14 protein-coding genes and 1 pseudogene are annotated in these 18,443 nt (G+C 75.9%); 7 read left to right on the top strand and 8 right to left on the bottom strand.

What is annotated here, in order from left to right:
* Positions 1–15: 15 nt before the first annotated feature.
* On the bottom strand, positions 16–2,247 hold the full coding sequence (locus tag PATMI_RS0102745; RefSeq protein WP_036725135.1) for a WD40/YVTN/BNR-like repeat-containing protein: 2,232 nt from the start codon (positions 2,245–2,247) through the stop codon (positions 16–18).
* A 379-nt stretch (positions 2,248–2,626) separates the two neighbouring features.
* On the opposite strand from PATMI_RS0102745, the gene PATMI_RS0102740 reads away from it, so the two are divergent.
* Positions 2,627–4,627 (top strand): hypothetical protein, encoded by a 2,001-nt coding sequence (locus PATMI_RS0102740; protein ID WP_026909760.1) that lies wholly within the window; start codon positions 2,627–2,629, stop codon positions 4,625–4,627.
* 50 nt (positions 4,628–4,677) lie between these two features.
* On the opposite strand, the gene PATMI_RS0102735 is transcribed toward PATMI_RS0102740, so the two are convergent.
* Positions 4,678–5,562: an N-acetyltransferase gene (locus tag PATMI_RS0102735; RefSeq protein ID WP_026909759.1), complete on the bottom strand. Its 885-nt coding sequence runs from the start codon at positions 5,560–5,562 to the stop codon at positions 4,678–4,680.
* 174 nt (positions 5,563–5,736) lie between these two features.
* On the opposite strand from PATMI_RS0102735, the gene PATMI_RS33760 reads away from it, so the two are divergent.
* From PATMI_RS33760 to PATMI_RS0102715, 4 genes are all read left to right on the top strand, one after another.
* Positions 5,737–6,645: a M23 family metallopeptidase gene (locus PATMI_RS33760; protein ID WP_051470971.1), complete on the top strand. Its 909-nt coding sequence runs from the start codon at positions 5,737–5,739 to the stop codon at positions 6,643–6,645.
* Complete coding sequence (locus PATMI_RS33755) at positions 6,636–7,919, top strand: glucosaminidase domain-containing protein (RefSeq protein WP_051470970.1); 1,284 nt, start codon at positions 6,636–6,638, stop codon at positions 7,917–7,919. Before PATMI_RS33760 ends, PATMI_RS33755 begins: the two co-directional genes overlap by 10 nt.
* A 142-nt stretch (positions 7,920–8,061) precedes the next feature.
* Positions 8,062–9,165, top strand: a complete 1,104-nt coding sequence (locus tag PATMI_RS26875) for a Gfo/Idh/MocA family protein (protein WP_245604069.1) — start codon at positions 8,062–8,064, stop codon at positions 9,163–9,165.
* The gene (locus tag PATMI_RS0102715) at positions 9,162–10,562 is read left to right on the top strand and encodes a nucleotide sugar dehydrogenase (RefSeq protein WP_026909758.1); all 1,401 of its coding nucleotides are present in this window, start codon (positions 9,162–9,164) and stop codon (positions 10,560–10,562) included. The genes PATMI_RS26875 and PATMI_RS0102715 overlap by 4 nt, the downstream gene beginning before the upstream one ends.
* 133 nt (positions 10,563–10,695) lie before the next feature.
* Here PATMI_RS0102715 and PATMI_RS0102710 read toward each other — a convergent pair whose 3' ends face one another.
* Positions 10,696–11,589, bottom strand: a complete 894-nt coding sequence (locus tag PATMI_RS0102710; RefSeq protein WP_026909757.1) for an FAD:protein FMN transferase — start codon at positions 11,587–11,589, stop codon at positions 10,696–10,698.
* Between the two features lie 204 nt (positions 11,590–11,793).
* Between PATMI_RS0102710 and PATMI_RS0102705 the strand changes: the two genes are divergently transcribed.
* Together PATMI_RS0102705 and PATMI_RS36375 are read left to right on the top strand one after the other, a co-directional pair.
* Positions 11,794–12,357, top strand: coding sequence for a dihydrofolate reductase family protein (locus PATMI_RS0102705; RefSeq protein WP_026909756.1), 564 nt, complete (start codon positions 11,794–11,796; stop codon positions 12,355–12,357).
* Positions 12,358–12,450: 93 nt separating this feature from the next.
* Positions 12,451–13,323 carry a hypothetical protein gene (locus PATMI_RS36375; RefSeq protein ID WP_036725128.1) on the top strand — a complete coding sequence of 291 codons (873 nt, stop codon included), beginning with the start codon at positions 12,451–12,453 and terminating at the stop codon, positions 13,321–13,323.
* A 35-nt stretch (positions 13,324–13,358) separates the two neighbouring features.
* Here PATMI_RS36375 and PATMI_RS0102690 read toward each other — a convergent pair whose 3' ends face one another.
* The 5 genes and pseudogenes from PATMI_RS0102690 to PATMI_RS37170 form a co-directional block, all read right to left on the bottom strand.
* A complete protein-coding gene (locus PATMI_RS0102690) occupies positions 13,359–13,793 on the bottom strand; it encodes a DUF695 domain-containing protein (protein WP_026909754.1) in 435 nt (144 codons plus the stop codon).
* A gap of 73 nt (positions 13,794–13,866) precedes the next feature.
* On the bottom strand, positions 13,867–15,162 hold the full coding sequence (locus PATMI_RS0102685; RefSeq protein ID WP_026909753.1) for an MlaD family protein: 1,296 nt from the start codon (positions 15,160–15,162) through the stop codon (positions 13,867–13,869).
* Positions 15,159–16,568 carry an MlaD family protein gene (locus PATMI_RS0102680; RefSeq protein ID WP_169738318.1) on the bottom strand — a complete coding sequence of 470 codons (1,410 nt, stop codon included), beginning with the start codon at positions 16,566–16,568 and terminating at the stop codon, positions 15,159–15,161. Before PATMI_RS0102680 ends, PATMI_RS0102685 begins: the two co-directional genes overlap by 4 nt.
* Complete coding sequence (locus PATMI_RS26865) at positions 16,565–17,896, bottom strand: MlaD family protein (protein ID WP_157260584.1); 1,332 nt, start codon at positions 17,894–17,896, stop codon at positions 16,565–16,567. The genes PATMI_RS0102680 and PATMI_RS26865 overlap by 4 nt, the downstream gene beginning before the upstream one ends.
* A pseudogene (locus tag PATMI_RS37170) lies at positions 17,884–18,443 on the bottom strand (hypothetical protein); the annotation flags it as partial. The pseudogene PATMI_RS37170 and the gene PATMI_RS26865, both read right to left, overlap by 13 nt.

Below are 18,443 nucleotides of genomic sequence, written 5' to 3'. Positions count from 1 at the left end.
GGGGGTTTCAGGACCTCACTTCCGGACCTTCACCGCCGTGCTCGCGGAGCCGCCGATCGTGCCCGACGGCAGCACCGCGCCCTGGTACCAGGCGCGCACCAGTCGGTCGCCCGCACCCAGCCGGACCTTCCGCGTGAAGGTGCCGTCGGCGTTGACCTCGGCGCTCCCGGCCGGCGCCTGATCGCCCGACTTCGTGCCCTGGGTGACGAGGTGGACGGTGCCGTCCAGCGGGATGCCCGTGATCTTCCCGACGACCCGGACCGTCGAGGCGACGGTCCGCTTCTTCTTGCCCTTCCCGGTCGTCCGCGCCTTCCTCGGCGCCGCGCGACCGCTGAGCTTCAGCGAGATCTTCGCGCTCGCCGCCTTCGACGCGGCGAGGAAGCGGTAGAGGTCGCCGCTCAGGCGGTCCTGGACGACCACGCCGCCGGTCGAGTCCGCGAACACGGGCTCGGTGCCGCCGGGGGTCGGGACGGGCCGGAAGCTGCGGCCGCCGTCGGTCGTGATCTGCAGGCCGGCGTCCCCGGTGCTCACGCCGTTCTTCGCATCGCGGAACGCCGCGGTGTCGATCCCGTTGCCGTCGCCGAGCGGCACCGGGTACCCGACGCCCTTGAACGTCGCGCCCGCGTTCCTCGACGTCAGGAGGCGGTGCCCGGAGAGCGCGAAGGCGAACCGCTTGTCGACGATCGTCACGTCGGTGATGCGCCCGGGCAGCGTCTGCGCCTTCCAGCGCTTCCCGCCGTCACCGGAGCGGACGAGCCGCGTCCCGGACCAGATGAGGATCGTCTTCCCGCGGGCGGTCGCGCCGGAGAAGCCGCGACCCGCGAGCGCCGGTGCGGAGGTCAGGGTGACCGCGGGCGGCTTGTTGATCACCGCGACGCCGCGGGTCCCGACGACCACGGGCACGTCCCCGGCGACGGCGATCGCCTTCGGCTTGATCGGCGTGGCGTCGGCGACCGTCTGCCACGCGCCGCCGACGAGGCGCGACACCTTGCCGTCCTCCGTCAGCGCGATCGTGCCGCCGGGCGCCGTGACGTCCTCGACGATCGGGGACGGCCCGGGGAGCGGTGCGTCGGTGAAGACCTCGCCGCGGTCCGTCGACATGCTCACGCGGTCGCCGCGGATCACGGACAGCAGACCGTCGCCGCCGATGCTGCCGAGCGACGTGTTGCCGGTGATCACCGGGCCGTACGTGCCGCCGCCGTTGGTCGAGCGCACCAGTGCGGTGGTCGTCGGCAGGTCCTGCAGCCCGACGATCGTGTTGGTCGCGGGGGCGCTCGCCTGGCGCGGCAGCCCCGCGACGGGGGCGCCGAACCCGGCGTCGGTGTACCGCAGTCCCTGGTGGCGGGTGCTGACGCCGGGGTCGTCGATGTCGGCGACGCAGGCGTTCGCGGCGTCGCAGGCGATCATCGGGACGTCGAGGTCCTTCGCGCCCGCGAGCTCCGGCGGGGTCGGGGCGTCGGTGCGCGTGAAGGTCTTCCCGAGGTCCGTCGAGCGCAGGACGGCGCCCCGCACGCCGACGAGGATCGCGCCGTTCGCGCGCCGGACGACCGCGCCGACCGACGGGAGCGCCGTCTGGAGCATGCCGCCCTGCGCCGGGAGCGCGACGACCTTCCAGGTGGCGCCGCCGTCCTCGGAGCGCCGGAGCGACGTCCCGTCGGGCGTCTGCAGCAGCGTCGTCGCGTTGACGGCCACCAGCGGGCGCGTCACGTAGCTGTTCGACTGCGGCACCGTGCCCGTCGGCTTCCAGGTGACGCCGCCGTCGGCCGTCGACCACAGACGCCCGCCCGCCGCCGCGAAGCCGTTGTTCGCGTCGGAGAACGCGAGCGTCCCGGCGGAGAGCTCCTTGCAGTCCGGGAGCGCGACCGTGCCCCAGGTCGCGCCGGTGTCGTCGGACCGCTGGACCTCGCAGCCGTTCTGGGCGACCAGCCGGGTCTGCGATGGCGCGGCGATCGCCGGCTGGCCCGTACGGCCGAAGGTGAGCGTCCCGACGCGCTGGACCCCGGCGGCGTCGACCACGAACGGGTGGCGCTGACCGGAGTTGCTGTACGAGTCCGCGGCGCTCCGCATCGCGAAGATCGTGGTCCCCGACGTCGCGATCGTGGAGCCCGAGTCGATGCCCGGTGCCGGCCCGACCGACTGCCAGCCCGGCCAGATCGTCTCCACGGGGGCGGCCCCGGCGGACGGTGCCAGCGCGGCGAGCGCGGCCCCCGCGGAGACGACGGCGATCCCTGTTGCAACCCCACGCATTGGTCTTCCTCCGGTTCGCTGACCCCCGGGACGGGGCTCGAGTCGCGCCAGACTAGACCCGTGGTGTGCGGCATGCACGACGTGAGCGGCGGCGCGCCACGTCTGCTCGATCATCCGTCCGGATTCCTTGTCCCCCGGGGGAGCATGATCCGCCCGGAGGCCGGGGCGGGACCGGGCCGCGCGGGGAGCCGTTCGCCGTCGGCGCCCGCAGGCGGGGGCGGCCGGCGGTGGGGGCGTCGCGCCGGGCGGCCGCGGTGCCGACCGGGCCTGATCGGCGGCCGCGCCCTTCGCGGTCACCAGAACGGGGGTTGCTCGAGCGTCGACGCACCACCTACGGTCGCCGGGATCCGTTCCGTTCCCCCCGTCGAAGGACGGTGCCATGTCCCCGGCACGCCCCACCCGATCACGCCCCGCCCGCGCCGTCGTCGCGGTCCTCGCCGTCCCGGCCTCCGCCCTCCCGCTCCTGCCCGCGACGGCGGGGGCGGCGATCTCGACCACGAACGTCACCACCCCGGCGGACGGAGCCGTGCTCGAGGGACCGTTCAGCGGCGGGGGCGGACCGGTCGTCGGCGGGCCGACGCTCTCCGGACCGGTCCCCGGGCCGTTGGTCGTCCGGGGCGTCGCGCCCGGCGCGGTCGACGGCGACGAGGTCGTCCTCGTCTGCGAGCAGCGGGTCGAGGGGGCCACGGTCCTGACACCGATGCGGTTCGCCCCGCCGGCCCCCGGGGAGGATCCCGTCGCCGTGATCACGACCGTCGAGGACGGGGCGTTCACGGCCGAGGTCGACGCCCCGGACCAGCCGTGCCGCGTCCGGGCGCTGCCGGAGGAGCTCGCGCCGACCGGCGCTGCGGCGGAGTACCGGCCGGCGACCCTGGACCTCGCGGCGTACGCCGGCCCGCGGGTCCTCGGCGGGTCGAGCTCCCGGGCTCCCGACGCGTCCGGGCCCGGCGGTGCGCCGGTCGGCGTGTACCGGCGCGTCCAGTCCCGCGGGACCGGCGACGGCACCACGCTGGGGTTCGGCGTCCGCACGGGACCGCTGGGGCTCGGCCTCCAAGCCGCGTCGGGCGGGCTGCTGCGAACCGCGGTCGTGGACGACACCACGACGCGCCTCGTCTTCGGGCCGTCCGGCGCCGCCGGGGGGATCGGCCTCCGGACCGACGCGGACGGACACCAGGAGCGGTACTTCGGACTGCTCGTGGACGACCGGCCGGCGAGCGTGGCCCCGCGGACATCGGACGGTACGGTGGGGACGGCCGAGCGCACCGTCGACCCCGCCACCGGGGCGCAGACCGTGGTCGAGACGTCCCCGGTCGGGATCCTGTCGCTCGGCTCCGGCACCGCGGACGAGCCGTCGGGGGTCGTGCTGGAGCGCACGTTCCGGCAGGAGCGGGACGGCCGGGTCTTCCGGTTCTCGGACGTGTGGCGCTCGACCGACGGTCGGCCGCACCGGCTCGAGGTGCGCTACTCGGCGAGCGCCCCCGTCGACCGGGCCTTCGAGGCGTTGATGGTCGCACCGCCCACCTTCCGGGTCCCCTGGGACACCGGCGACGCCTTCGTCCCGGGCACCGTGGACCGGCCGATCGCCCCGGCGCCGGCCGGCCGCGCGACGATCTGGATGACGGCACCGCGGTTCGACTCCTCCCCGCTCGTCCCCACGCCGGATCCGCCCGCCCCGCGGGAGGGTGCTGCCGACGAGCCCGCGCAGGGCGCCGTCAGCTTCGATGCGCCACCGGTCGACGGCGTGTTCCTGGGGCCCTACGCGTTCCTGCTCCGGTTCCAGCGCTCGATCCCGGCCGGCGGTGCGACGTCGATCGAGCACACCTACGTGCAGGACACGACCCGCGAGGGGGTGGAGGGGCTCGTGCGCGGCCTCGACCCGCCCGCGCCCGATCCCGGTCCGGACACGGCGCCCGATCCGGCGCCCGGACCGTCGCGCGTCCCGGACGCCGTGGCACCCGCCGGGACCGGGCCGGCGGCCCCCGCGGCGTCCGCGGTCCCGGCGGCGGTCGATCCCCTGCCGCGCCTGAGCTCGGCCGTGCGGATCCGGCTCGCCGACCGCTCGCAGGGGTCCCGCCTGCGGGCCCTGCGACCGATCACGGTCGCGCTCGGCGGTGCCGTCGCCGGGCGCTACGGGGTCACGCTCAGGCGGGACGTCGGCCGGGGCCGCGGGCTGCGGACGATCGCCTCCGGCGTGCGGACGATCGCGCGGGACGGGACGCTGCGGCTCACCGTGCGCCCGACGCGGTTCGGGCGGGCGTACCTCGACGGGCTGCGCCGGGCGGACCGCCGGTCGGTGCGGCTGCGCGTGATCGTGACGTGGACCGCGCCCGGCAAGGAGCGCCGCCGCCGGGAGCTCGTCAGGACGGTGACGCTGCGGTAGCCGGCCGGACCGGCCGCGCCGTCGGGTGCGCGTCCGGGGTCGGCCGACCGTCAGTCGAGCAGGTCCTCCGGGGGCACCGGGCCGGCGTCGCGGGCCGGCACGCCCATCACGCGCCGGCCGGGCGCGACGTCCTTCGTGACCACCGCGCCGGCGGCCACGAACGCGTCGGCGCCGACCTCGACGCCCGGGACGAGGACCGCGCGGCCGCCGACGCGCGCGCCGCGCCGCACGATCGCGCCGCGGAGCTCGATGCCGCCCTCGACGAGCTGCCCGTCCTCGTCGCGGACGGGCCGGCCCATGCGGTCGTCGTTCGTCGTCAGCACGCCGGGGCCGAGGAAGACGTGGTCCTCGACCGTGCTGCGCGCGGTGACGTAGACGTCGGTCTGGATCGAGACGTGGTCGCCGACGACGACGTCGCAGTCGATCGTCGAGCCGCGGCCGACGACGCTGTCCTCGCCGATCCGCGAGCGCTCGCGGACGAAGCCCTGGTCCCCGACGATCGTGCGGTCGCCGATGTGCGCGGAGGCGAGGACGACGGCGCCGGCGCCGATCGTGGCGTCCTCGCCGACGACGAGGCCGGTGAGCGGCTGCCCGGTCGCGGCGGCGGACCCGACGCGCAGCCGCGGCGGCTTGCCGAGGACCGCGTGGTCGCCGACGACGGTGCCGCGCCCGATCACGGTCTGCGGGTGGACGACGACGTGCGAGCCGAGCTGGACGCCCGCGCCGATCGTCACGTCGTGGTGGACGATCGAGTGCGCGCCGACGATCGCGCGCTCCCCGACGGCGCACCGCGCGTCGACGACGGCGTACGGCGCCAGGATCGCCCCGGCGGCGAGGGTGGCGTCGGCCCCGATCATCGCGCCCGATCCCGCGGCCGACTCCGGGTCGGCGACCGCCGTCGGGTGGATGGTGGCGCGGGGCGGTCGACGGGCCATGCGACGGAGGGTACGGGCCCGGTTCCCGGCGGGCCCTTTCACCGGGACCTCACGATTCCCTCACGGGTCGTGAGAAGCGTCTGAGGGGACCGCACCGGGGGCCCGCGCAGGCCGCATGATGGCCGCAGGCGCTCAGCCGAGCCCCGTCACTCCCCTCCCCCGAGGTCCTCTCCCATGCGTCGTCCCCTCGTCGCCCTGGCCGTCACGGCCGCGGCGCTCCCCGCCGCGTTCGCCGGCTCGGCCCAGGCCGCCCCGTCGCTCGACCTGCCGTTCCCCTGCGGCACGTCCATGAGCTTCAAGGCGTGGCACGGCCACTCACCCTCCGACTACTCCATCGACATCAACGGGGCGAACGGGCACGACGAGAACGGCGACCCGGTCGTCGCCCCCGCCGCCGGCACGGTGATCAGCAGCTACTTCTCCGACTCCAGCGGCTACGGCAACAACATCCAGATCAAGCACGGGCCGAAGACGTACACGTTGTTCGCGCACCTCCAGGACCGGAAGGTCCAGGAGGGCGCCAAGGTCAAGCGCGGCCAGCTGATCGGGCACATCGGCCACACGAGCGGCACCAAGCCGGTGCCGCCCCACCTGCACTACGAGCAGCGCTCGGCGCCCACCAGCAGCGCGGTGGTCAAGGCGGTCTTCCGCGGCAAGGTCGCGCCGGTCTACTCCGCGTTCGGCCGGGCGTTCGTCCTGAAGAGCCGCAACTGCGGCGGCACGCCGGCGCCGACCCCCGCGCCGGCCCCGACGCCGACCCCGACCCCGACGCCCACGACCCCGGCGGCGGGCGTCCCGCTCCCGGCGATCGCGAAGCGCTTCGTCGCGACCGTGCGGACCGACGAAGGGCTGCCGGTGGTCGGTCGCCGGGGCCCGAGGTCCGCCGCGGCCGCGCTCGTCCGGCTCCCGACGGGCACGAAGGTGCGGATCGTCTGCCAGACCACCGGGCAGCAGGTCACCGGCAAGTACGGCACGTCGAGGATCTGGGACCTGATCGACCTCGGGGGTGGCCGCGGTGCCTACGTCACCGACACCTACGTCTACACCGGCAGCGACGGACGGGTGGCGCCGACGTGCTCCTGACCGCGACGTCCCGCCCCGGCCGGGCCCGCCGCACCGCCGGCGCGCTCGGCATCCTCGGCGCCGCGGGCCTGCTGCTCGCCGCGCCGGGGGCCGCCCACGCCGCCCCCGCGGCGCCGGGCCCCGTGACCGGCGAGGTGCGCGCCGCATCCGGACCCACCGTCGACGCGCTCGCGAGGCCCGGGGGTGGTGCCGTCGTCGCGCGGGTGGCGACCGGCACCCGCGTCGCGATCCGTTGCCAGACGAGCGGCCCGGCCGCCGACGGGCCGTTCGGCCGGTCGCGCGTCTGGGACCGCGTCCGCATCGGGGGGCGGGTCGCGTACCTCTCCGACGCGTCCGTCTTCACCGGCAGCGACGCGCTCGTTGCCGACGTCTGCGGCCCCGCCGCCGCGCAGGGCGCAGGGAGGACGAAGCCCGGGCGCGTCGGCACGCAGTCGCTGCCCCTGAGCGTCCGCCGAGGCCCGGGCCCCGCGACGCCCGAGGTCGGGAAGCTCGCGCCCGGCACGAAGGTGCGGATCAGCTGCCAGACGACGGGGCCGGCGGTGACCGGCACGTACGGCACGTCGACCACGTGGAACCGCGTGACCTACCCCGTCACCGGCTTCATCCCCGACGCCTACACGTACACGGGCTCCGACGGCCGGGTCGCCAAGGACTGCCGGCGGGCGCCGGCCGGGCCCGCGACCCCGCCGACCGACGACCAGGACCCCGGTCAGGGCGGCGGCCCGAAGCCCGGCCAGGCCGAGCAGGGACGCTGCACCCAGGACGTCCCGTTCGCGCTCGAGCCCGCGCCGGCGAGCACGGAGGCGTTCGTCGACCGGTACCACCAGGCGGCGTCGAGGAGCGACCGCAGGACGGGGGTCCCGGCGGCGGTGACGCTCGGACAGGGGATCCTCGAGTCGGGCTCGGGCGCCCACACCGCCGGGGCGAACAACTTCTTCGGGATCAAGGCGTCGGCGAAGGGCGGCGGGATCTACCGGTGGGGCGACGAGGCCGTCGGCTGCGTCTTCCGCGAGACCACGGAGGTCGTGAACGGGCAGAGCGAACGCGTGCTCGCGGCGTTCCGGCTCTACCGGACGGCGAAGGACTCGTTCGTCGACCACGCCGAGTTCCTCGTCGAGAACCCGCGGTACGCGTCGGCGTTCGGGGCGAGGAACGACTCGAAGGAGTTCATCCGCCGCGTCCACCGGGCCGGGTACGCGACCGACCCGGCGTACTCGACCTCGGTGATCGGCCTGATGGACCGGTACCGGCTGTACCGGTTCGACGTGCGCTGAGGACCTGGTCGTGCGGGGACGCCGGCGGCGGACGTCGTCGGCCTCCCCGCCGGGACCTGCGGCGGGACTCCCGGGCAGCGGTCCGGACGTCCTGCGCGGGCGGGCACGGCCCTCCGCGGGGTCGCCCTCTAGGCTCCGAGCGGTGAGCGCGAGCGCCGTCAGCCCACCCGACGCCACCCGGCCCCTGCGTGGCGCGGTCGTCGGCCTGGGGATGATGGGCCGCCACCACGCGCGGGTGCTCCAGACCGCGGGCGTCACGACCTTCGCGGGCGCGGTCGATCCCGAGGGCGACCGGCACGGCGCGGTCGGCGACCCGGCGCTCGTCTTCCCGACGATCGGCAGCCTGCTCCGGGACGGGAAGCCGGACCTCGCGATCGTCGCAGTCCCGACCGAGGACCACCTCGCCGCGGCGCTGGAGCTCGTCGCCGCCGGCGTCCACGTCCTCGTCGAGAAGCCGCTGGCCGAGACCCCGGAGCTCGCGCGCGAGCTGATCGCCGCCATCCGCGCTGCGGGCGTGCACGGCGCCGTCGGGCACGTCGAGCGCTGCAACCCCGCGCTGCTGGAGCTCCGCCGCCGGACGCTCGGCGGGCAGCTCGGCCAGGTCTTCCACGTCGCCACCGAGCGGCTCGGCCCGTTCCCCGCGCGGATCCGGGACGTCGGCGTCGTCAAGGACCTCGCCACGCACGACCTCGACCTCGTCGGCTGGCTCGGCGGCGGGGGCGTCACGACGCTCTCGGCGCAGACGCAGCACCGGATGAACCGCCCGCACGAGGACCTCGTCAACGTCGTCGGCCGGCTCGAGGGCGGCACGACGTTCACCACGATGGTCGACTGGCTCTCGCCGACGAAGGTCCGTCAGACCCGCGTCCTCGGCGAGAAGGGCATGCTCGTCGCCGACACCCTGACCGCCGACCTGACCTTCTACGCCAACGGCGAGGTCACGAGCGAGTGGGACTCCCTGCGGTCGCTGCGCGGCGTCTCCGAGGGCGACGTCACCCGCTACGCGCTGTCCCGCCGCGAGCCGCTGCTCGTCGAGCTCGAGGGCTTCTGCGCGCTGGTCCGCGGCGAGGAGGACGCGCAGGTCGTGACGCTCGAGGAGGGCCTCGCGGCCGTCGACCTGGCCGACGCGGTCCTGCGCTCGGCCCAGTCGCAGGAGACCGTGCACGTCCTGCCGATCCGTGGTGGACGGGACGGATCGACCGGCGGCTCGGACGCCGCCGGCGACGCGGCGGGGGTGGCCCGATGAAGGTGATCGTCGTCGCGCTGGGGAAGATCGGGCTGCCGCTCGCCGCCTTCGCCGCGCTCAAGGGCCACGAGGTCGTCGGCTGCGACATCGACGAGCGCGTCGTGCGCCAGGTGAACGCCGCGCAGGAGCCGTTCCCGGGCGAGGGCGGCCTGGCCGACGCGCTGCGCGAGACCGTCGCGGACGGCCGCCTGACCGCCACGACCGACACCGTCGCCGCGGTCGCCGCCGGGGCCGACCTGATCCTCGTCGTCCCGCCGCTGATCGTCGACGCGCAGGCGCGACCCGAGTGGCGCGCGGTCGACGCGGCGCTGGGCGACGTCGGCGCCGGGCTCCGCCGCGGCCGCGAGGAGCGCGGCACGACCGCGGGGCCCGACGGCCTGCCGCCGAGCGTCGTCGTCGAGACCACCCTCCCCGTCGGCAGCACGCGCGGCCGCGTCGCCGAGCTGCTCGCCTTCACGGGCCGCGCCGAGGAGGGCGTCGACTTCCACGCCGCCCACAGCCCCGAGCGCGTCTACAGCGGCCGGATCTTCCGTGACCTCGAGACCTACCCGAAGCTCGTCGGCGGGCTCGACCAGCTCGGCGAGGCCCGCACCGCGGAGCGCTACCGGCGGCTCCTGAACGGCGAGGAGCCGGCGTCGGCGGTCGAGCCGGCGGACGACGCGGCGCCGCAGCTGCGCCGCCCGGCGTCCGACGCCGTCGAGGTCCGCGAGCTGGGTGGCGCGGAGGCGGCCGAGCTGACGAAGCTGGCCGAGACCACGTACCGCGACCTGAACATCGCGTTCGCCAACGAGCTCGCCCGTCACGCCGACCGGATCGGCGTCGACGTCGACCAGGTGATCGACGCCGCGAACTCGCAGCCGTTCTCGCACATCCACCGCCCGGGCGTGGCGGTCGGCGGGCACTGCATCCCGGTCTACCCGCGCTTCTACCTCGAGGGCGACCCGGGCGCGACGCTGCCCGCCGCCGCGCGCGCCGTCAACGAGGCGATGCCGGCCTACGCGGTCGACCTCCTCGCGGAGCTGCTCGGCGGGTCGCTGCGCGGCCGGCTCGTCCTGATCCTCGGCGCGGCGTACCGCGGCGACGTGAAGGAGACCGCGTTCAGCGGCGTCTTCGGCCTCCGCGACGCGTTGCAGGCCGCGGGCGCGTCACCGATCGTGGCGGACCCCCTGTACTCCGACGACGAGCTCCGGGGCCTCGGCCTCGAGCCGTGGCTGGGCGGCCCGATCGACGGCGCGATCGTCCAGGCCGACCACGCCGCCTACCGCGCGCTGACCCCGCAGGACCTGCCGGGCGCCGACGCGGTGGTCGACGGCCGGGGCGTCCTCGACGTCGGCGCGTGGCGCGCCGACGGCGTCGCGGTGCGACGGATCGGACGCGACGGGGTCCGCGGGGGCTGACCACGCCGCGGGCCGGGGCGACCCGGCGGCGGCGGAACGTGCGCCGGTTGCGCACGGATCGCTGCCGGTCGGCGCGCCGCAGCTGCTGGCAGCGGAACGTGCGCTGCGGGCGCACCGATCGCTGCCGCCGTCCTCAGGTGAAGAGGGCACCGACGAGGTCGGGTGTGGCCTGCGCCCGGCCGTCGGCCAGGAGCCGGACGCCCCGGAACGGGAAGTGCGCCTGGATCGCGCTCGGCGTCAGGAAGAAGAGGGCGGTGGCGAGGCCGTCGGCCTCCATCGCGGTCGGGGCGATCGCCCAGGTGGCGACGACGTCGCGGGTCGGCTCGCCGGTCCGCGCGTCGAGGACGTGGTGGCGGTCCGCGCCCCAGGCCCTGCGGTTGACGGCCGACGCGGCGATCGCGCCCCCGGTCAGCGTGACGACCCCGATGGCCTGTGCCGGGTCGTCCGGGTGCTCGAGGGCGACCCGCATGCCCGGGTCCTCGGGCGCGGCGTCCGCGCGGTCCGCCCGGCGGATCCGCAGGTCGCCCCCGGCGTCGACGACGTGCTCGTCGACGCCGCGGGCGACCAGGAGGTCCGACACGAGGTCGACGAGCTGTCCCTTTCCCAGCGCGCCGACGTCGAGGACGACCGGTCGGTCGACGACGAGCAGCCCGCGTTCCGGGCGCATCACGGAGTCCCAGGCGGGGACGACGACCGGCCCGTCGGACGGGCGCAGGGAATACCCGGCGTCGTAGCCGTGGTGCTCGAGCGCCGCGCCCACCAGCGGGGACACCGCGCCGTCGGTGAGGTCGTGCAGCCGGCGGTAGAGCCCGAGGAGCGCGCCCGCCTCGGCGGGCAGCCTCCACCGTCCGCGGCGCCGGCCGATCTCGGCGACGAGGGAGTCGTCCCGGAACCGCGACCACGTCCGGTCGTAGCGGTCGATCAGCGCGTGGACCTCCGGGGCGACCTCGTCGAGCGGGACCACGGCGTCGATCCGCCACGCGGTGCCGATGGCGTCGAAGGCGAGATGGGACGGGGACGAGGGCACGGTGACCACGGATCCTCCCGGGGTCGGGACTCCGGCGTCGCACGCGGTCGGGGCGTGGCGTCGACGGCGCGTCCCCGGGATCCCGGCCGGGCCTGCGCGGACGTCCGGCCCGCCGTCGGCGACGTCGGGTCCGGGAAGACCGATGAGTGTCCTGCGTCCTGATGGTCTGTACGCCGAACCACCGAACCCCGGAAGGCCGACGCTGTGCGGAAACTGACCTTTGCGATGAACGTGTCCCTGGACGGCTACATCGCCGCGCCCGGGGACGACCTCGGCTGGAGCATGCCGAGCGACGAGCTGTTCCAGTGGTGGTCCGACCGCGTGGCGGCGACGGACCTCGCCCTCTACGGGCGCCGGATCTGGGAGATGATGAGCGGGCACTGGCCGACCGCGGACCAGCAGCCCGGCGTCACGCCCGCGGAGCTCGAGTACGCCCGGCGCTGGATGGACATGCGCAAGGTGGTGTTCTCCTCGACGCTCGGCCCGCTCGAGGGGAACGCCCGCCTCGTCGCCGACGACGCGGTCGCCGAGATCGCCCGGCTCAAGGCGCAGGACGGCGGGCCCATGGACATCTGCGGCACCACGCTCGCGGCGTCGGCCATGCGGGCCGGGCTGATCGACGAGTACGTGCTGGCGACCTCGCCGGTCCTGCTGGGCGGTGGGAAGCCCTTCTTCGCCGCCCTGGACGGCTGGGTGCACCTGGAGCTGGTGGAGACCCTGGAGTTCCCGGGCGGCGTGCTGCTGACCCGGTACGAGACCCGGCGCTGAGCCCGGGTCCGGGTCGGGCGTCGTGCCCGGCCCGCGAACTCCGGGGTGTCGCCCCCGATGCGCGGCGGTGCGCCACGTCGGAGGCTTGCGCGCATGACCGACCCAGCGCCCCGCAGCCCCGAGACCACGCCCACCGGGCAGGCACCCCCGCGACGACGTCGCCCCCTGAGCTACGCGAACGTCGCGTCGACGCTCGCCCTCGTGCTCGCCGTCGGCGGGGGCAGCGCCTACGCCGCGTCGCAGATCACGAGCAGGAACATCAAGAACGGCACCATCCAGACGGCCGACATCTCGAAGAAGGCGCGCAAGGCGCTGACGGGCCAGAAGGGCGCCGCGGGTGCCAAGGGCGCGACCGGGGCGACGGGCGCGGCGGGTGCGACGGGGCCCGCAGGTCCGACGGGTGCCAAGGGCGACGTCGGCCCCGCCGGACCGGCGACCGGCGCCGCCGGCGGCGTGCTGGCGGGCAGCTACCCGAACCCGACGCTCGCGGCGGACGCCGTGACGCCGGCCTCGCGGGCGGCGGTCCCGCAGGTCCGGCTCGGGATCTCCTCCAACGGCGGGCTGCTCCTCGACGGCATGGGCCTCACGGGCATCGCGTGGACCGACGAGCAGAGCGATGCCGGCGGCATCCACGCGACCAACTCGGCGGACATCAAACCCACGGTCCCCGGCTGCTACCTCGTGACGGCGGGCTTCCAGACGTCGATCGCGTTCACGGGCCGGGTGGTCCTGCAGCTGACGGTCGACGGCCAGGCGGTCGCGAAGACGACGGAGACCCCGGACGCGACCGTCGGCGGCACGCCGATCTTCCGCGTCAGCACCACCGTCTGCCTGACGTCGGCGGAGATCGCGGCCAACGACAACGCGATCGCGCTGTCGACGTACGTGAAGACGGCGGACAACCCCCAGATCGCGGTCGGCCCGGGCACGTCGTTCGCGGCGACCTGGCTCTCCAAGCAGCCGTAGGCGCGGCGGAGCGGGCGGCGTTCGCCGCCCGCCGCTCAGCGCACGAGGTCGCGGTAGATCGCCCAGCGCGGGTCGCGCTCGGCGTAGACCTGCAGGTCGGCCTCGGGGACCGCGTCGCCGATCTCGCGGAGCCGCAGCAGGGCGACCGTCGGGGCCCGGCTGTAGAAGACGAACTCGTGGTAGCCCGTGGCGGTCAGGACGAGCGCCAGGACCGTGTCGCGCCCCGGCGAGCACGCGGAGACGAGCGCGTCCTCCAGGCGCAGCAGCTCGTTCGAGCGCATCCCGGTCCCGAGCACGGTCGCGCCCACGCGGTGCGGGTAGTCCGGGTGCCCGGCGTAGCGCTCCAGCGCGACGTTCCGTCGGACCTGGAACGGGCGACCGTCGGGGTCGGTCGCCATCCCGGCGGTGAACGCGGGACGGTCGGGGAGGGGCGTGCCGGAGGGCACGGTCCTGCGGCGGAGCAGCGGCACGGTGCGTCGGCCAGGGTCGCACAGGCGGCCCGGCCGATCCGCAGGATCGCTGGCACCGGCGCAGCGGCCCGCCCTACGGCGACGGCGGCGCCGGCGTCGGCTGCAGGCGCTCGAAGTCGCCCTGCTTGAACGGCTTGGGGGCGAGGGCGTCCTCGGGCGGGGTGTAGGCGTTCTCGGGGAGCGACGCCTTCTGGCCCAGCAGGGTCGCAGGGTCGATGAAGATGAAGAAGCGCGCCCAGCGGCCCTTCTCGTCGCCGTTGGTGCCGATCGCGGCGGTGTTCGAGAACCACGACGCGAACGTGCGCTTGCGCGGGGCCAGCCAGCGGGTGATGGTCGCGACGTTCGCGAGCGCCGGGGACGCCCGGCGTGCGGCGGGGCCGGCGGCGTCCAGGAGGTCCGGGGCGGCCTCCAGGACCGGCGTCGCCGCCCGCTCCAGCTTCCGGCCGCGGTCGAGGATCGCGTCGACGTCCTTCGCGGTGGAAGGGATCTCGCGCGTGGCGGCGGTCAGGTCGGGGGTCGCGGCGCGGAGGTCCTGGACGACCGGCCGGGCCTCGGAGAGCAGCGGTCGGCCGGACCGCAGCGTCGCCCGCGCGCTCGCCAGGAGCCGCGGTGCCTCCTGCAGGGTGGCGCGGAGCGCGGCGTCCCGGGCGCCCACGGCGTCCAGCGTGCGTCGGCCGTTCTGTACGAGCGCCTGCACGCGACCGTCGCGCGCGGCGAGCTCGCCGACGACCCGGCCGCCGGAGGTCACGATCCGGCTGATGTCGCCGCCCTGGTCCTGCAGGAGCGTCGCGAGGTCGTGGATCCCGTCGACACTGCCGCGCAGCCCCTCGATCGCGCCGCCGATCTGCTCCTTCACGCGCGGGGAGCTCGTCGCCTCGCCGATCGTGCCGAGGGTCCGCTGCAGCCGTCGGCGGGTGGGGGCGTCGAGCGCCTGGAGCGCCTCGTCGACCTCGACCGCCGGGCGGACCGCGGACGCCCGCAGCGTGGTGCCGGACGCGAGCTGCTCCGCGCGCGCCGGACCGGGCGTCAGGTCGACGTACGCCTCGCCGAGCGCGGTCTTCGTCCCGACGCGCAGCGCGGTCCCCTTGCGGAGCGTCACCGGCTCGCCGTCGAGGACGAGCGTCAGGGACGCCTGGCCGCCGCGGCGCTGCACCTGGTCGACGTGGCCGACCAGCACGCCGTTCAGGCGCACGTCGGAGCGCTTCGTGAGGCCCTGGGTGTCGGTGACGACGGCGGAGAGCCGGAAGCGCGTCTTCGTCTCGATCGCCGGGCCGCCGAAGCGGGCGGAGAAGAAGAGGAACAGGAGGACGCCGACGGCGAGGAACATCGCCAGGAGGACGGCGCCGCCCTTGGGCACGTGGCGGTTCATCGGCCGGTCCCCCCGGTCGCGGACGGTGCGGCGGCGGACGTCTCCTCGCGGCTCTTCAGGAGCGCCTTCGTGGCGTCCTGGAGGCCGGGCACGGTGAACGGCAGGAGGCACGCGAACGCGTTCGTCCTGCACGCCTCGACGGTCGCCTTCACGACGACCGCCGCGGCCTTCACCCGGTCGGACGGCGACCCGCCGAAGCCGAAGTTCTTCGGGTTGAACGGCTCGAAGAAGCCGAGGCCGCGCAGCAGCGTGCCGTTCGTGTCGGCGGTCGAGAAGATGCCGCTGAAGCGCTCGCCGAGGAGGCCGATGCCGTCCTTGTTCTCGTTCACCGACCGGACGAACGAGCCGCCGCGGCGCAGCGGGGAGCGCAGGGCGGGGATCGCGGTCTGCGCCGCCCGCGTGGTGTCTGCGAGGGCCTTTGCGGGCGCCGTCGAGGTGCGGGCGGTGGTGCCGGCCTCGGCGAGGAGCTCGTCGGCCTTCGGCAGCGTCTCCCGCGCGGTGCGCAGCGTTCCGGGGAGCTCGCGGGTCAGCGGCGTCAGCGCGGTCAGGGCCGGGTCGAGGTGGTCGCCCAGCGTGGTGACGGAGCTCAGGGCGCCGCGCGTGGCGGCGAGCGTCGACGGCAGGGCGCGGACGCTCGCCGCGACGGCCTCGCGGTCGTCGCCGGTCACCGAGAGCACCTGCCGTGCCGCGACGATCGCCTTGCGCAGCTCGGTGCCTCGCCGGCCGGTCGCGGTGGAGAGGACGTCGAGGTCCCGGACCAGGCGCGTCAGGGTGGTGCGCCGGTCGGCGAGCTTGCCCGTGACCGACGAGGCGGAGGCCGCGAGGGGCTCGAGGCTGCGCATCGCCCGCTGCAGCTCGCGGCCGCGGCGGTCGCCGCCGACGCCCGCGTCGAGCTCACCGATCAGCATCTGCAGCCACGTGCGGGTGTCGGTGTCGAACGTCGACGCCACGCGGCTGAACGGCACCGAGGCGGAGGTCGCGTTCGTCCCGAGGCGGTCGCCGTCCTTCAGCGGCCGGCCGCTGCGGGGCCCCGGCGTCAGCTCCACGACGAGGTCGCCGAGCTGCGAGCGCGGGCGGACCGTGGCGGTCGCGCCGGTCCGGATCTTGCCGCGGGTGTCGTCGTCGAGCTTCAGCTGCAGGATCGCCCGGCCGTCCCGGTGCGTGATCGAGCCGACGTGGCCGGCGTCGACCCCGGCGATCGTCACGAGCGCGTGATCGCTCTCCTTGACGCCGCCGGCGTCCCGGAACGTCGCCTCGACGGCGTAGGAGGACGGCGCGAACGGGCCGGTCTCGTTCACCTTGAGGACGACACCGACGAGCGCGATCCCGACGACGACGAGGCCGACGAGGAGCGACCGGCCGAGAGGCGGTAGCACGCCACCGGCGGTGCGGGGGGAGCGGCTCACGGGGTGCAGAGCTCCAGCTTCTCGAGGAGCGGGGCGAGCGCCGGACCGAGCGCCTGCACGTCCTGGCACGGCGGGACGGGGATCCCGATGCCGGTCAGGAAGCGGATGCCGAAGCGCATGAAGTGCCCGTCGCCCTGCTGCATCGGGTTGTCCGACGGCGTCTGGAACGCGCGCGACGCGCCGCCGCCGCCGGCGAACATGTTGAGGAACGCGACGTAGGACGGCAGCTTCAGCGTCGGGGTCGGCTTGTTCAGCGCCGGCAGGAGCGACGCGTCCAGGGTGTCGACGGTCGGGAGCGCCTCGCCGATCAGCGCGCGGGCCTCCGGCGAGAGCTGCGCCGCACGCGAGAGCGCGGTCCGGAGGCTCGCGGTCAGCGGCACGGCGGCCTGCGCGACGGTGCCGGCGCGGCGGACGACGGGGCGGGCCACGGCGACGGTCGGCGCGACGTCCCGCAGCCCGGGACGCAGGTCGGTGGTGAAGCGGTCGATCGACGCGAGGGTGCGATCAGCGCGGGCGCTGCCGACCCGGAGCGCGGCGAGCGTCCCGGGCAGGTCCCGGACCGTCTGCCGGAGCGGCGCGCCGCCGTCCGCGTGCAGGGATTCGGCGGTCTTCGAGGCGTCCCGCAGCACGGGCACGAGGTCGGCGTCGTGGTCGGCGATCGCGTCGCCGGTCCTCGCCATCCCCGCGACGGCGCGCCGGAGACGGTCGCCGCCGACGGCGCGCGACGTCGTCGCCACGTCGCCGAGGAGCTCGGGTGCGGCCCGCAGCGTGCGGTTGACCGCCCCGGTGGTGGTGCGGTCCGACGCGCCGTCGAGGCCCTTCGCGATCCGCCGGACGCTGCCGCGGGTCGGGGCGTCGGCGATGCGCAGCACGCGGTCCAGCGGCACGTACGACGACGTCCGGTCCAGGGCGATCGGGGCGTCGCCGAGCGCCGGCTGGTCGGCGGAGCCCGTGCGCAGCTCGACGTAGGCGTTGCCCTCGAAGATCAGCCGCGGCCACACGGCGGCGGACGCGTCGCGGCGGACCTCCCCGACGTCGTCGTGCAGCTCGAGGGTCGCGACGACGACGCCGTCCCGGCGCTCCACGCCCGTGACCTCGCCGGCGTCGGTCCCGGAGACGCGGACCTCGCTGCCCTGCTTCAGGCCGCTCGCGTCGCGGAGCTGCACGCGGACCGTCTGCGGGTCGGCGAACGGGTTCGGCCGCTTCCACGCGATCAGCACGACGAGCACGACGACGAGCACCGACAGCGCGCCGCGCAGGCCCATCGGCATGGCGGGGCGGGAGGCCCAGCGGCTCCCGCGGTCGTCGACCCGGCTCACTTCTGGCACGCCTTCCGCTGCTTCGAGGCCTCGTCCGGCTTCGGGTACGGGTCGCGGTTCTTGTGGCAGGTCAGCACCATCGAGAAGCGGACGGCGCGCGCGCCCTTGGCGAGCCCGTCGTCGAACGCGAAGTTCCCCCAGCGATCGAAGCCGGTGACGGCCTCGACGATGTCGTGGTGGTACGGCGCGAGGTACGAGGTCAGCGGCCCGAGGGAGTCGGCGATCGGCGTCAGGAGCGCGGCGGGGTCGCGGGCGTCCTGCACGACGGGCCGCGCGCGGCCGACCACCGGGGTGGCGGCGGTGCCCAGGCGCCGGAACGCCTGGATGCCCGGCGTGCCGGCGAGCGCGTCGTCCAGCGGCGGGACGCCGGCCTGCAGTGCCGCGGTCGTCGGCCGCAGGTCGCGGGCGGCGTCGCCGACGTCGGCCAGGAGCCGGTCGGCGTCCGGCAGGACGCTGCGCAGCTCGTCCTGCGCGGGCGGCAGGGCGCGGAGCGTCGAGCGCAGCGCACCGCTCGGGACGGCGGCGGCGACGCGCCGGAGCGCCGGCGGGGTCCCGG

It is taken from the genome of Patulibacter minatonensis DSM 18081 (assembly GCF_000519325.1).
Taxonomy (GTDB): domain Bacteria; phylum Actinomycetota; class Thermoleophilia; order Solirubrobacterales; family Solirubrobacteraceae; genus Patulibacter; species Patulibacter minatonensis.
This window is presented reverse-complemented; position numbering and strand designations above follow the sequence as displayed.

What these genes read in the sequence shown, in the direction of transcription:
- PATMI_RS0102715 (WP_026909758.1), top strand. Translation starts at nt 9,162, where the DNA reads ATGAAGGTGATCGTCGTCGCGCTGGGGAAGATCGGGCTGCCGCTCGCC.
- PATMI_RS0102685 (WP_026909753.1), bottom strand. Translation starts at nt 15,162, where the DNA reads ATGAACCGCCACGTGCCCAAGGGCGGCGCCGTCCTCCTGGCGATGTTC.
- PATMI_RS0102740 (WP_026909760.1), top strand. Translation starts at nt 2,627, where the DNA reads ATGTCCCCGGCACGCCCCACCCGATCACGCCCCGCCCGCGCCGTCGTC.
- PATMI_RS0102745 (WP_036725135.1), bottom strand. Translation starts at nt 2,247, where the DNA reads ATGCGTGGGGTTGCAACAGGGATCGCCGTCGTCTCCGCGGGGGCCGCG.
- PATMI_RS36375 (WP_036725128.1), top strand. Translation starts at nt 12,451, where the DNA reads ATGACCGACCCAGCGCCCCGCAGCCCCGAGACCACGCCCACCGGGCAG.
- PATMI_RS33760 (WP_051470971.1), top strand. Translation starts at nt 5,737, where the DNA reads ATGCGTCGTCCCCTCGTCGCCCTGGCCGTCACGGCCGCGGCGCTCCCC.
- PATMI_RS0102735 (WP_026909759.1), bottom strand. Translation starts at nt 5,562, where the DNA reads ATGGCCCGTCGACCGCCCCGCGCCACCATCCACCCGACGGCGGTCGCC.